Raw genomic sequence first — 14,379 nt, 5'->3', positions numbered from 1 at the left:
CTGCAACATGTTAGAAAGAACGTTGCGTGTATTAGAATACAATAAAGTAAAAGAACAATTACTTGAACATACAGCCTCTTCACTTGGTCGTGACAAGGTGAAGAATTTAGTGCCCAGCACTGATTTTGAAGAAATTGTAGAACTGCAAGATACAACGGATGAAGCGGCGAAAGTTATTCGTTTAAAAGGTAGTGCACCATTAGGTGGTATTACGGATATTCGCCCAAATGTGAAGCGTGCAAAGATTGGAAGTATGTTAAGCCCAAATGAACTACTTGATATTGCCAATACGATGTATGGTAGTCGCAATATGAAACGTTTCATTGAAGATATGGTTGATAATGGTGTCGAGCTTCCAATTTTAGAAACTCATGTCGCTCAAATTGTATCTTTATATGATTTAGAAAAGAAAATTACTAATTGCATCGGTGACGGTGGTGAAGTAGTCGATAGCGCAAGTGATAAACTGCGTGGTATTCGTACTCAAATTCGTACTGCAGAAAGCCGTATTCGTGAAAAGTTAGAAAACATGACGCGTTCTTCAAACGCGCAAAAGATGCTGTCTGACTCGATTGTAACGATTCGTAACGAACGTTACGTAATCCCGGTAAAACAAGAATACCGCGGCGTATATGGTGGTATTGTTCACGATCAATCAGCTTCTGGGCAAACGTTATTTATTGAACCACAAGTCATTGTAGAGTTAAATAACGCGCTTCAAGAAGCACGAGTGAAAGAAAAACAAGAAATTGAACGCATCTTATTGATGTTAACAGAAGAAGTGGCAGTAGAAGCGGATATCGTTTTATCTAACGTAGAAGTAGTTGCGAATCTTGACTTCATATTTGCGAAAGCTTTTTATGCGAAGCGTATTAAAGCAAATAAGCCAATCGTAAATAACGAGCGCTATATGGATTTAAGACAAGCACGTCATCCGCTTATTGATCCAGAAATCATCGTGCCAAATAACATTATGTTAGGTAAAGATTTCACGACAATTGTTATTACAGGACCGAATACAGGTGGTAAAACAGTTACGCTGAAAACAGTCGGTATTTGTGTATTAATGGCGCAGTCTGGTCTTCACATTCCAGTAATGGATGAATCGGAGATTTGTGTATTTAAAAATATTTTCGCTGATATCGGTGATGAGCAATCGATTGAACAAAGTTTAAGTACGTTCTCCTCACATATGGTGAATATTGTAGATATTTTAGAAAAAGCTGATTTTGAAAGCTTAGTTTTATTTGATGAATTAGGTGCTGGAACAGACCCGCAAGAAGGGGCTGCACTAGCAATTTCAATTTTAGATGAAGTATGTAATCGTGGTGCTCGCGTTGTTGCTACAACGCATTATCCAGAATTAAAAGCATACGGATACAACCGTGAGCAAGTTATTAATGCGAGCGTGGAGTTTGATGTGAACACATTAAGCCCAACGTACAAATTATTAATCGGTGTACCAGGACGTAGTAACGCCTTTGAAATTTCGAAGCGTCTTGGATTATCTGATCGCGTTATTGACCAAGCTCGTAACCATATTAGTACGGATACAAATAAAATTGAAAATATGATTGCGAAGTTAGAAGAAAGTCAAAAGAACGCAGAGCGTGACTGGAACGAAGCAGAAGCGCTTCGTAAGCAATCTGAAAAACTTCATCGCGAATTACAGCGTCAAATTATTGAATTTAACGAAGAGCGTGATGAAAAATTATTAAAAGCGCAAATAGAAGGGGAAGAAAAAGTCGAAGCTGCGAAGAAAGAAGCAGAGGGCATTATTCACGAACTTCGTCAATTGCGTAAAGCGCAGCTTATAAACGTGAAAGATCACGAGCTTATTGAAGCGAAGAGCCGTCTAGAAGGCGCAGTGCCAGAGCTTGTGAAGAAACAAAAAGTGAACGTGAAAAACACAGCGCCAAAACAACAATTACGTGCAGGCGATGAAGTAAAAGTATTAACGTTCGGCCAAAAAGGTCAATTACTTGAAAAAGTAAGTGATACAGAGTGGAGCGTACAAATTGGTATTCTGAAGATGAAAGTGAAAGAATCCAATATGGAATACATTAATACACCGAAGCAAACAGAGAAAAAAGCAGTCGCAAGTGTGAAGGGTAGAGATTATCACGTGTCGTTAGAGCTTGACCTTCGCGGTGAACGTTATGAAGATGCAATGATGCGCGTTGAAAAATATTTAGATGATGCACAGCTTGCAAGCTATCCGCGCGTATCAATTATTCACGGTAAAGGAACAGGAGCACTTCGCCAAGGTGTACAAGATTACTTGAAGAAACATCGCGGCGTGAAAAACTACCGCTACGGTGACATGGGCGAGGGAGGCCTAGGCGTAACAGTTGTCGAATTAAAATAGCAAACAACCAAACAAAAGGGGAAACCATTATATGTTTATGGACAAACTTGCAAAAGCATTGTTAGCTTGTTGTGGAATATTTTTGGTGATTGGGGTTATTTATTTAGTTGTTTTTGCGAAGTAAAGGAGCGTCAATCGTGGCATAATGACATCGCCATAGATTGACGCTTTTAATATATATGAAAAGGAATAAGCTATGAAAATCAACCAATACATAAGCGAAGCAAAATCCTGCTCAAGACGCGAAACAGACCGTCTCATTAAAGCGGGACGCGTGGCTATTAACGGTGAAATATGTACGCACGGTGCACTCGTGAGCGATGGTGATGTTGTAACGATTGATGGACAGGTTATTGCAAAAGAAGAGAAAGAAAAAGTGTATATCGCCTTTCATAAACCAGTCGGAATTACTTGTACAGCAGCCGATCATATTGAAGATAATATTATTGATTATATCAATTACCCAGAGCGAATTTTTCCTGTTGGACGATTAGATAGAGCATCAGAAGGACTTATTTTATTAACGAACGATGGTGCGATTGCGAATCAAATTTTACACGGAGATCATGAGCATGAGAAAGAATATGTTGTGACGGTCGATAAGCCTTTTACTGATTGGTTTATTGATGAGATGTCCAGCGGTGTAAAGATTAAAGATGGAATGACGAAGCCATGTAAAGTGACGAGAGTCGATCAATCAACATTTCGCATCGTTTTAACGCAAGGGATGAACAGACAAATTCGTAGAATGAGCCGTGCTTTCGGATTCACTGTGACAAAATTAAAGCGAGAACGTATTATGAATATAAAGCTAAGTGATCTTGAAGTAGGAAAGTGGCGAGACATTACAGCTGAAGAATTAGAATTATTAATAGGACAGTTATAGGGAGGAAAAATTTTCTCCCTATATTTTTTTGTCAGAAAAAATAAAACTATTGATTTTTTAAAAAATAGCCCATATAATAAAAAACAACAAGTTTCGACAAGATATTTTATAAAAGTAATGATGAGGACATGAGTTGTTTTCTACGATTCTCAGAGAGGGAAGCCTTAGGCTGTGAGCTTCCTAATACGAAAAGACAAGCTTACCACCTCTAAACTTCAAGAGTGAACTGCATGCATGATGCATTGTAATTCTTGGCGGATAAAACCGTTATCAATTTACACGAGCTATAAAATGAGCTTATTTCGTTATAAATTCATTTTATTAGAATAAGGGTGGAACCACGATTTCAACACTCGTCCCTTTGTTAGGGACGGGTGTTTTTTGCGTTCTTTTACGGGGAAGTATGCTTGAAAGAGGATATGTGACGGATTTTAATTCAGAATATTTTGTTAATTAAATAATTAGGAGGTTAGTAGAAATGAAATCATCTTTAAAGTTTTCTGAGATGTTCGCAATAAGTTTAATGTTATTTGCACTATTTTTCGGTGCAGGTAATATGATTTTCCCACCAGCGTTAGGACAAGGTGCTGGAACTGATGTATGGATCGCGTTATTTGGCTTTATCGTAACAGGCGTTGGTTTACCTTTATTAGGGGTAATTGTTATAGCTCTAAAAGGGGATATTAATGAACTAGCAGGACGTGTACATCCTTTATTCGCACTAGTTTTTATCACAGTAATTTATTTATGTTTAGGTGTATTTGTAAGTGTACCACGTACAGGAACAGTTGCTTATGAGATGAGCATTGCACCGTTTTTACCAAGTGAGGTAGCTGGTCAATCATATCCACTTGTTATCTTTACATTTATTTTCTTTGCGGTAACTTTCTATTTATCTTTAAACCCTTCGAAATTAGTGGGACGCATCGGTAAAGTGTTAACACCAATTTTATTAGCGGTCATTGCAATTATTGTAGCGAAAGCAATTATGACACCAATTGGAGAGTTTGGTGCACCGACAGAAGCGTATAGTGCTCCACTCTTTAAAGGTTTTATTGATGGATATTTAACTTTAGATGGACTTGCAGCACTTGTTTTCGGAAATGTTGTGATCAATGCTTTAAAAGCAAAAGGCATTACAAATAAGAACAGTATTGCGAAAGTAACAATCTTTGCAGGATTTATTGCAGCACTTGGTTTACTATTAGTTTATTTAGCACTTGCTTACCTTGGAGCTTCTAGTGTTTCACTTGGAATGGGAGCAAATGGAGGAATTATTTTAACAAACGTCGTGAATCATTTATTTGGTAGCTACGGAACATTATTACTAGGTATCGCAATTACAGCAGCGTGTTTAACAACTTCTGTAGGTATTGTTGCTGCTTGTGGAGAATACTTTTCTTCCTTATTACCGAAGCTTTCATATCAAAAAGTTGTTTTCATTTTCTGTGTATTAGCATTTATGGTAGCAAATCTTGGTTTAACTCAGTTAAACGCATTAGCATTACCAATCTTAATCGCAATTTATCCAATTGGGATCGTACTTATTGTATTGTCACTCGTTGAAAACTATGTTCGTCTTCCATTAGCAATGTATGTAGGCGGTATTATAGGAGCGTTCGCAATTAGCTTCTTTGATGGATTGCACAATGCGAATCTGCAAATTGCAGCATTAGCACCTATTCTAGATAAGATTCCACTATATAGTGTAGGGATTGGCTGGTTAGTTCCAGGTATGATCGGTATAGGAATTGGTTATATAGTTTCTAAGTTTCAAAAGCAAGAAATTGCTGTAGAAAAATAGAGAAAAGAGACTTTCTGTGAAAGAAGGTCTCTTTTTTGTAGGGAAAATTATATATAGGGAAATTTAGATATTAAAAATTTTATACGTAATATAGTTGACAAAAAAAATATGAGTAGGCTAAGATTGACTTAGTTGTGGAAATGTTAGAAGGGAAGTGACGGGAGCAAGGGAAGAGGTTTTCTATGACTATATCATTTTTGGAAGAAGAGGTGATAGAACAATAGAATAGGTAGTTTATTTTTTTTGTAGTCTGTTGAGAATGATAATCAGTGAATTGATTAAAGTATTTTAGAGTGTTTTTTATAGGGAAGATTGAGGGATATTATATTTTTTGACCTCTATTGAGAATGATAATCAATAATACTTATATTACATAAAGTAATGACAATTAAATAAAGGTAGAAGAGATTATTTTTTTTCTTATAAATTGAGAATAATTATCATTTTCGAAATATAAAACGAAGGATAAACAAGGAGGAAGTAAGCAAAATGAGAAAGTTTTCAGTATTACCCGCATTTATTATAACGTTAGTATGTATGCTAGCTTTTCTCGTAATGCCATCTGGACAAGCTTCAGCAAAATTAGCTGACGGTACTTACGATATTAACTACGTTATCAAAAAGGCGGAAGATGATTCAGCTTCAATGGCAAATGATTATTTTGAGAAACCAGCTAAGTTAATTGTAAAAAATGGTGAGATGAGAGTACAAGTTCCAATGAATCATAGTGCTTGGATTACAGAATTTAAAGCACCAGAGAATGGTAATTTCGTTGATTCAAAAGTAATTAGCAAAGACGAAGCAGCAGATAAAAGAACGGTTGAATTTAAAGTTGATGATTTATCTACACCGTTAGGAGTAAAAATTCATGTTGTTGTACCAAGTGCAAACTACGACCATCATTACACAGTTCGCTTTGCATTTGATGCAAATGTAAAAGCTGTAGGTCGCGATAACGAAGCAGCTGGTGTAACGAAAACTGATGGCCAAACTAAAAAAGATGGACAAGTAAAAGAAGAGCAAAAGAAAGAAGAGAGTAAAGAAACAAACAAAGACGCAAATAAAGGAACAAATGAGAGTGGCAAGGCTGAAAAAACAGATAACCCAAAAACAGGCGACGAAGCACGTATCGGATTATTTGCAGCGTTAGTTTTAATCTCAGGTATTTTCTTAGTTCGTAAAGTGAAGTTCAGTAAATAAATTTTAAAAAGGAGAGTCATTCCATTGAACAGGTATCTTAAGATTGTTGTTGCAATGTTTCTAACGATTTTTACATTCGTATCAACGCTACAACCACTTGCAGTTCAAGCAGCTACAACTTTAGCTGACGGTGAATATTCAATTGGTTTCAAAGTTTTGAAAGATACATCAGATGAAGAATCAATGATGAATCAATATTCTGTAAGCCCGGGGACTTTGAAAGTGAAGGATGGGAAAAAGAAAGTATCCTTTACGTTAACACATAGTTCATGGATTACGAAGTTTGAAACAGAAAAAGGTAGCCAATTCGTTGATGTAAATGTAGTGAGTGAAGATAAAGAAAGCGATACAAGAGTAGTAGAATTTGATGTAGAAGATTTAGAAAAAATATTAAATGCAAAAGTAAAAGTTGATATTGATGCTTTTAATTATCATCATTACTATGATATTCGTATTTCATTCGATCAAAATAGCATTACACCAATTCATGTAGAAAAACCAAATGAAAAAGAGGACCCAGCTAATAAGCCAGATCCAAATGAAAATCCGGATCCAAGTCAGAAGCCCGACCAAAAGCCTGACTCAGATCAACAACCAAATTCTAACACAATTAAAGATGGTGCGTACAGCATTCCATTTAAAGTGTTAAAAGATAAAACAGATGAAGAATCTAAAATGAATACTTACATGGTAAATCCAGGAGTATTGAAAGTAGAAAATGGTAAGAAAAAAGCGATTGTAACACTAAAAAGTAGCTCATTAATTAAAAATTTCCAAACGGAAAAAGATGGTGCATTTGTTGATGCAAAAGTAGTGAGTGAAGATAAAGAAAACGATACAAGAGTAGTAGAATTTGATGTAGATGATTTATCAAAAAAACTAAATACAAAAGTATTTATTGAGATGGCATCAAGAAATTACAAGCAAACGCATGACGTACAACTTGTATTTGAACAAGACAAACTTGAAACAATTAAAGGTGAAGAAAAACAACCAGACGGAGATAAGAAACCAGAAGGCGAAAAACAACCAGACGGAGATAAGAAACCAGAAGGCGAGAAACAACCAGATGCTGAAACAATTAAAGATGGCGAATACAGCATCAATTTTAAAACATTAAAAGATCAAACAGATGAAATTTCAATGATGAACACATATACAAAAAGTCCAGGTGTGTTAAAAGTAAAAGATGGTAAGAAGTATGTATCATTTACGTTAACGAATAGTGCTTGGATTACAAAGTTTGAATTTGAAAAGAATAATTCATTTGTTGATGCAAATGTACTAAGTGAGAATAAGCAAGCTGATACACGTGTAGTGGAAGTGGAAGTAGATGATTTATCTAAGAAATTAAATGCAAAAGTGAAAGTAGATATCGATTCAATGAATTACCATCATTCTTACGATATTCAATTTGCATTTGATAAAGACAGCATCCAACCTTTAGATAACCAAGGCGGAAACGATAACCAAGGCGGAAACGACAACCAAGGTGGAAACAACAACCAAGGCGGAAACAACAACCAGGGCGGAAACAACAACCAAGACAATACAACAATTGATCCAAATGCTCTTAAAGACGGTGAATACAGTATCGGTTTTAAAGTGTTAAAAGATAAAACCGAAGAAATTTCAATGATGAACACATATACGAAGAGTCCGGGCGTATTAAAAGTGAAAGATGGTAAGAAGTATGTATCATTCACATTAACGAATAGCTCATGGATTACAAAATTTGAGTTTGAAAAGAATGGCGCGTTCGTCGATGCAAAGGTATTAGGTACAAGTAAAGAGCAAGATACAAGAGTAGTAGAAGTGGAAGTAGATGATTTATCGAAAAAGCTAAATGCAAAAGTGAAAGTAGATATCGATGCAATGAACTATCATCATGTCTACGATATTCAATTTGCATTTGATAAAGGTAGTATTAAAGCTTTAGGTAATCAAGATGGAAACAACATTCCAGGCGGAAACGATAACCAAGATGGAAACAATAATCAAGGCGGAAGTAACAATCAAGACGGAAATAATAACCAAAATGGACACGTAACAGTTGATCCGAAAAATTTAAAAGACGGTCAGTACGATATTGCTTTTAAAGTGTTAAAAGATAAAACTGATGAGATTTCAATGATGAATCAATATGTTCTAAATCCAGCGAGATTAACAGTGAAAGATGGCAAAAAATATGTTGCGGTGACACTGAAAGATAGTGCATGGATTACGAAGTTCCAAACAGAAAACGCTGGTGCATTTGTTGATGCAAAAGTAGTAAGTGAAGATAAGGCTGCCAATACAAGAGTAGTAGAGTTTGAAGTAGCTGATTTATTTGCAAAATTAAATGCAAAAGTAAAAGTAGATATCGATTCAATGAACTACCATCACTTCTATGACGTACAAATTCAATTTGATACGACGAAGATTGGTGCTATAGGAACGGTAAAAGAAGAGCCAAAGAATGAACCAAAAACCCCAGTGACTACACCGAAAGTAGATAATGTAAAAACAGTAAGTACTCCTGATTTCAACCGAAATGCGGATGATAAGAAGAAAAAAGAAGATCAAAAAAATGATTCGAAAAAAGAGAAAAACTCAAAAACTGCAGACACAGCACAACTTGGTTTATACATGGTGCTACTGCTAGGGTCACTTGCTTTATTAGTTCGTAAATATAGAGCTGGTAGATTGTAATTTTTGGAGTCTTGATGCGTGTTCGCGTGCATCAAGACTTGTTTCATATTGTTTGGAAAGGAGTGGTGATTGAGAGTGAAGAAAATCACAAGTGTACTAATGGCTATCATTCTGTTAATGAGTATAGCTGGGTGCTCATCACCAAAAAAAGAAACAGCGAAGCAGGTAAAGAGTGATAGTAAAGAGCGAATTGTTGCAACGACAGTTGCTGTTACTGAAATTATGGATGCGTTAGAAGTAGAGTTAGTTGGTGTCCCAACAAGTTCTAAAACTTTACCGAAGCGATATAAAGGTTTACCTGAAGTTGGGAATCCAATGAGTCCTGATATGGAAAAGGTAAAATCATTAAAGCCGTCAGAAGTGTTATCTGTGACAACACTTAAATATGAATTAAAGCCAGTTTTTGATGGTGTGGGTATGAAAGCAAACTTTTTAGATTTAACAAGCTTAAAAAATATGCAAAATTCCATTAGCGATTTAGGTAAGAAATATGGACGCGAAAAGCAGGCTGAAGAAGTTGTAACTAAGTTAGATAAAAAGGTTGCTAGCATTCAAAGAGAAGTAAAAGGAAAGAAAGAACCGACAGTGCTTATTTTATTAGGTGTGCCGGGGAGTTATTTAGTAGCAACAGAGCATTCTTATATTGGAGATTTAGTGAAACAACTAGGTGGTAAAAATATTGTGCAAGGTGAACAAGTAGAGTATTTAGCCTCTAATACAGAGTATTTAAAGAAAGCTGATCCAGATATTATTTTACGAGCAGCTCATGGTATGCCTGATGAAGTTGTAAAAATGTTTGATAAAGAATTTAAAACAAATGACATTTGGAAGCACTTCGCTGCAGTTAAAAATAACCGTGTTTACGATTTAGAAGAGCGTTTATTTGGAACGACAGGTAATTTAGCAGCAATTGAAGCGTTAGATGAATTGAAAAAAATGATGTATCAGTGATGCATTTTAATATAAAGGAAGAGTGGAATGAATAAAAAAACTTGGAGTTTCCTCATTGTTACTGCATTGCTTATTGTTATGACATCATTGTCAGCGATGAAAGGTAGTTTAGAAGTAGGTATTGTTGAGCTTGTACAAGGGATATTTACAGGGGGAAATGAAGATGTTGAAGTGATTAAAGATTTACGTTTCCCACGTATTATTATTGCACTATTTACTGGAGCAGCTCTGGCTGTTTCAGGTGTGCTTTTTCAAGCTGTTATGAAAAATCCACTTGCTGATGCTGGGGTAATCGGTATATCTTCTGGAGCAAGTTTTATGACACTCGTTATTATTACGTTGTTCCCGCAATTCTTTTTCTGGACACCAGTATTCGCCTTTTTAGGTGGTGCGTTTGCATGTTATCTCGTTTATACATTTTCATGGAAGTCAGGGTTAAGTCCACTTCGCATTATTTTAGTTGGTATAGCTATTAATGCGATGTTTACTGGATTAAATGAATCGTTCATTACGATTTGCGGATATTTTATTAAGAGTATTAAGCAAACGACGACTTCTAATATAACGATGAAGACGTGGGGAGATGTAGAAATAATGGTTACATATGGGACGATTGGCCTTATTCTCGCTCTGTTTGTAGGAGCTTGGTGTAACTTATTATCGCTACAAGATAAGACTGCGAAAAACTTAGGCTTGCACGTGACGAGAGTTCGTCTTATTATTTCTGCCATTGCAGTACTCTTAGCCGCAGTATCGACAGCGATTGCAGGTGTTATTGCTTTCGTTGGGTTACTTGTTCCGCATATTTCAAGACAACTAGTCGGTTCAGACCATAAAGTATTGATTCCATTTTCAGCGCTTGCAGGTGCATTATTAATTTTGACGGCGGATACGATCGGGAGGTTAATTGTGCCACCTAATGAAATTCCAGCAGCAACAATTATGGCGGTTATTGGTGGTCCATTCTTAATATTCTTGCTTAGAAAGAGTGATAAAGTTCATGGAAATTAAAAATGTAACCTTTTCGTATGACAATGTAACAGATCGTTTAAAGTCTGTTAGTAGTGAAATAGAAATGGGGAAAATTACAACCATTATTGGCCCAAACGGTTGCGGGAAATCGACATTACTTGGTGTTATGTCAAGAAATCACACTCCTCGTAGTGGGGAAGTAATACTTGATGGAAAAGCAATTAGTGCGTATAAACCGAAAGAGTTTGCTAGAAAACTAGCGGTTGTTCATCAACAAAATGAGGCGCCGGCAGATATTACTGTTGAAAAATTAACGAGTTTTGGTCGTATGCCATATAAAAATATTTTTTCTTCACACAATGATGAAGATAGAGAAGCTATTGAAAAGGCACTTACTTGTACGAATTTACAGAGTAAGCGAGATAAGCCAATTCATGCTTTATCTGGCGGTGAGAGACAAAGGGTATGGATTGCGATGACTTTAGCGCAAAAGACACCGATGCTCTTTTTAGATGAGCCGACAACATATTTAGATATTTATTATCAGCTTGAAATATTAGAGTTAGTGAAAGAATTAAATGAAGTGTATGGATTGACGATTGTAATGGTACTGCACGATATTAATCAAGCGATTCGCTATAGTGATCACATTATTGTTATGAAAGATGGTGAAATCGTTACGAAAGGTAATCCGAATGATGTAGTAACAGAGGATATGATTAAAGCGATATACGGTGTAGATGTTGTTGTAAAGCATGATGAAGATACAGGATTGTATATGGTACCGATGGGAATTTAAGCGCTGATCGCAATCTGTTTTGAGGTGATAATTTGAGTAGTACAAAAAAACGGAAAAAGAATCCTTTTTTTCAACGAATACTTACAGTTGTTTTTTTAGGTGTCTTTTTCTACTCAATGTATGAATTAGGCGGCATTTTTATGGACTACTATGAAAATCGTAAAGTAATGGCTGAGGCACAAGAAATTTATGAGCGGAGCCCGGTAGAAGAAAAGGCAAAAGACGGAGAGATACGAAAACAGTTTCAAGCGTTACAAAAAATCAACCCAGAAATAGTTGGATGGATTACGATGGATGATACACAAATTAATTATCCAATTGTTCAAGCTAAAGACAATGATTACTATTTATACCGTAATTATAAAGGTGAGGATATGCGAGCAGGCAGTATCTTTATGGACTATCGTAATGATGTGAAGTCGCAAAATCGAAATACAATTTTATACGGTCATCGTATGAAAGATGGTTCTATGTTCGCAAGCCTAAAAAAAATGTTAGATGAAGGTTTTTTTATGTCGCACCGCAAATTATATTACGATACTTTATTTGAAGGGTACGATGTCGAAGTATTTTCAGTGTATACGACAACAACTGATTTTTATTACATTGAAACGGATTTTAGTAGTGATACGGAATACACATCATTTTTGGAGAAAATTCAAGAAAAATCGCTGTACAAAACGGATACAAAAGTGACAGCAAGTGATCAAATCGTAACACTTTCGACGTGTGACTATGCACTTGATCCGGAAGCAGGAAGGTTAGTCGTGCATGCGAAACTAGTAAAAAGACAGTAAATAAAAAGTACAGAATATGAGAAGTGGTAACGCTTCTCATATTCTATACTTTAAAAAAGAAATATGTTTACTGTGCTGCAGCCATTGGCATACGTACAACTTCAACATTGTAGTAAGTGATTTTATTATCAAGAATATATTCTGGCATCCCGCCTTGGTGTGAGTGAGCATCTTTAAATGCTGAGCTCTTCGTCCAACCTTGGAAATCTTCTTTTGCATTCCAGCGTGTGCTAATTGTTACTTCATCATAATCAACTGTATTTTGCGTTAAAAGCACTTCTAATCCTAAAAAGCCTGGCATCGTTTCGACTTGACCTACTTTATTAAAACGCTCAATTAATTTATGTCCATTTCCCTTTGTAATTTTAGCTGTATTTGTAACAATAATCATGTTTCTTCCTCCTATAAATGTAGCTATATTTTCAAGAACCCATATACATTAAATGATAATGAAAATCATTATCATTGTCAATGACAATAATGAAATATATAAAATTTTTTTTGAAAGTATGATGTTTATTTCATAAGTTAGTAAATATATCGCGATTAGGTGTAAGGCTGAGCGGGTTGTACTAGCAAAGCGATAATATGGTATAGTGAAACGAGGCTGTTTTTCGGCCTCGTTTTTTACATGCTTCCTACTAATTAGAAAGCATTCAAATGGAAAGGAAGACATTACATGAGATCTGAAGTAACTATAAAAATAAAACCGAAATTTATAAAAGAAATTAAAAGTGGATATCCACTTATTTTAAAAGATGCTATTCAAAATTTAAATGATGTACGTGAAGAAGGGACAATCATCAAAGTAGTAGATGAGAAGAACCAATTCATCGGAAAAGGCTATTACGGAAAACAAAATAAAGGATACGGCTGGATTTTAACGAGAAAAGAGAGTGAACAAATTAATCAATCTTTCTTTGAAAGTAAAATCAAATCTGCCTTACATAAACGAAAACAGTTTTACAAATCAAATGATACGACAGCATTCCGTGCCCTAAATGGTGAAGGTGATGGTCTTGGCGGCTTAATCATCGATTATTATGACGGTTATTACGTAGTAAGTTGGTATAGTGAAGGGATTTATACTTTCAGAGATGAGATTATAGCAGCTCTTCAAAAAGTAGCAAACTTTAAAGGTATTTATGAGAAAAAGCGTTTTGATACGAAAGGAAAATACATTGAAGGCGATGATTTCGTAGCAGGAGAGCGCGGTGAGTTCCCACTTATCGTAAAAGAAAACGGTGTAAACTTTGCTGTATATTTAAATGACGGGGCGATGGTTGGTGTATTTTTAGATCAGCGTAACGTTCGAAAACAAATTCGTGATACATATGCACAAGGAAGAACGGTTTTAAATATGTTCTCTTATACAGGAGCATTCTCTGTATTTGCAGCACTTGGCGGCGCAAGTAAAACAACAAGTGTTGACCTTGCCAATCGTAGTTTAAGTAAAACAATTGAGCAGTTTAGTGTAAATGAAATTGATTACGAAGCACAAGACATTATCGTAGAAGATGTATTTTTATATTTCAAATATGCAGCTAAGAAAAAGATGAAATTTGATATGGTGGTACTTGATCCTCCAAGTTTTGCACGCTCTAAAAAATATACATTTAGCGCAGCGAAAGACTATAAAAACTTATTAAAAGAAACAATCGCGATTACAGAAAATAACGGTATTATCGTTGCTTCTACAAATTGTAGCGCGTTCGATATGAAAAAGTTTAAAGGTTTTATCGATACAGCATTTAAAGAAATGAATGGCAAATATAAAATATTAGAAGAACACTCTTTACCAGAAGATTTCCGTACAATTGATCAGTTTAAAGAGGGAGACTATTTAAAAGTAGTTTTCATCGAGAAAATTAAAGGGTAATAAAGAAAAAGGAGCTCGAGTTTACTTGAGCT

11 protein-coding genes and 1 other annotated feature are annotated in these 14,379 nt (G+C 35.5%); of the genes, 10 read left to right on the top strand and 1 reads right to left on the bottom strand.

Going from position 1 to position 14,379, the window contains the following annotated elements; all coding sequences use genetic code 11:
• Positions 1 to 7 precede the first annotated feature (7 nt).
• From LUS72_RS22535 to srtB, 9 genes are all read left to right on the top strand, one after another.
• On the top strand, positions 8 to 2,368 hold the full coding sequence (locus LUS72_RS22535) for an endonuclease MutS2 (protein WP_264448289.1): 2,361 nt from the start codon (positions 8 to 10) through the stop codon (positions 2,366 to 2,368).
• Between the two features lie 196 nt (positions 2,369 to 2,564).
• The gene (locus LUS72_RS22530; RefSeq protein ID WP_097832068.1) at positions 2,565 to 3,254 is read left to right on the top strand and encodes a 23S rRNA pseudouridine(2604) synthase RluF; all 690 of its coding nucleotides are present in this window, start codon (positions 2,565 to 2,567) and stop codon (positions 3,252 to 3,254) included.
• A 108-nt stretch (positions 3,255 to 3,362) separates the two neighbouring features.
• Positions 3,363 to 3,618: a binding site (T-box leader), on the top strand.
• A gap of 114 nt (positions 3,619 to 3,732) precedes the next feature.
• Positions 3,733 to 5,058, top strand: a complete 1,326-nt coding sequence (brnQ6, locus tag LUS72_RS22525; RefSeq protein WP_097832067.1) for a branched-chain amino acid transport system II carrier protein BrnQ6 — start codon at positions 3,733 to 3,735, stop codon at positions 5,056 to 5,058.
• Positions 5,059 to 5,547: 489 nt separating this feature from the next.
• On the top strand, positions 5,548 to 6,258 hold the full coding sequence (gene isdC / locus LUS72_RS22520; RefSeq protein WP_264448288.1) for a heme uptake protein IsdC: 711 nt from the start codon (positions 5,548 to 5,550) through the stop codon (positions 6,256 to 6,258).
• A 24-nt stretch (positions 6,259 to 6,282) separates the two neighbouring features.
• Entirely contained in the window at positions 6,283 to 8,949 is a 2,667-nt protein-coding gene (locus LUS72_RS22515; protein WP_264448287.1) for an NEAT domain-containing protein, read from the top strand.
• A gap of 69 nt (positions 8,950 to 9,018) precedes the next feature.
• Entirely contained in the window at positions 9,019 to 9,900 is an 882-nt protein-coding gene (gene isdE, locus LUS72_RS22510) for a heme ABC transporter substrate-binding protein IsdE (protein WP_141533475.1), read from the top strand.
• Positions 9,901 to 9,927: 27 nt separating this feature from the next.
• Complete coding sequence (locus LUS72_RS22505; protein ID WP_097832063.1) at positions 9,928 to 10,911, top strand: FecCD family ABC transporter permease; 984 nt, start codon at positions 9,928 to 9,930, stop codon at positions 10,909 to 10,911.
• The gene (locus LUS72_RS22500) at positions 10,901 to 11,671 is read left to right on the top strand and encodes an ABC transporter ATP-binding protein (protein ID WP_097832062.1); all 771 of its coding nucleotides are present in this window, start codon (positions 10,901 to 10,903) and stop codon (positions 11,669 to 11,671) included. The genes LUS72_RS22505 and LUS72_RS22500 overlap by 11 nt, the downstream gene beginning before the upstream one ends.
• A 32-nt stretch (positions 11,672 to 11,703) precedes the next feature.
• Entirely contained in the window at positions 11,704 to 12,468 is a 765-nt protein-coding gene (gene srtB / locus LUS72_RS22495) for a class B sortase (RefSeq protein ID WP_097832061.1), read from the top strand.
• A 67-nt stretch (positions 12,469 to 12,535) separates the two neighbouring features.
• Here srtB and isdG read toward each other — a convergent pair whose 3' ends face one another.
• Entirely contained in the window at positions 12,536 to 12,859 is a 324-nt protein-coding gene (gene isdG, locus LUS72_RS22490; protein WP_000587825.1) for a heme oxygenase, read from the bottom strand.
• A gap of 288 nt (positions 12,860 to 13,147) precedes the next feature.
• Between isdG and LUS72_RS22485 the strand changes: the two genes are divergently transcribed.
• Entirely contained in the window at positions 13,148 to 14,347 is a 1,200-nt protein-coding gene (locus LUS72_RS22485) for a class I SAM-dependent rRNA methyltransferase (RefSeq protein WP_097832060.1), read from the top strand.
• Positions 14,348 to 14,379 lie beyond the last annotated feature (32 nt).

It is taken from the genome of Bacillus cereus, assembly GCF_025917685.1.
Classification (GTDB): Bacteria; Bacillota; Bacilli; order Bacillales; family Bacillaceae_G; genus Bacillus_A; species Bacillus_A cereus_AT.
The sequence above is the reverse complement of the archived record's forward strand: the minus strand, read 5'-3'. Positions and strand labels throughout refer to the sequence as shown.

Excerpts from the sequence above, each read along its gene's own strand:
- LUS72_RS22535 (WP_264448289.1), top strand. The coding sequence starts at position 8 with ATGTTAGAAAGAACGTTGCGTGTATTAGAATACAATAAAGTAAAAGAA.
- LUS72_RS22530 (WP_097832068.1), top strand. The coding sequence starts at position 2,565 with ATGAAAATCAACCAATACATAAGCGAAGCAAAATCCTGCTCAAGACGC.
- brnQ6 (WP_097832067.1), top strand. The coding sequence starts at position 3,733 with ATGAAATCATCTTTAAAGTTTTCTGAGATGTTCGCAATAAGTTTAATG.
- isdC (WP_264448288.1), top strand. The coding sequence starts at position 5,548 with ATGAGAAAGTTTTCAGTATTACCCGCATTTATTATAACGTTAGTATGT.
- LUS72_RS22505 (WP_097832063.1), top strand. The coding sequence starts at position 9,928 with ATGAATAAAAAAACTTGGAGTTTCCTCATTGTTACTGCATTGCTTATT.
- LUS72_RS22500 (WP_097832062.1), top strand. The coding sequence starts at position 10,901 with ATGGAAATTAAAAATGTAACCTTTTCGTATGACAATGTAACAGATCGT.
- isdG (WP_000587825.1), bottom strand. The coding sequence starts at position 12,859 with ATGATTATTGTTACAAATACAGCTAAAATTACAAAGGGAAATGGACAT.
- LUS72_RS22485 (WP_097832060.1), top strand. The coding sequence starts at position 13,148 with ATGAGATCTGAAGTAACTATAAAAATAAAACCGAAATTTATAAAAGAA.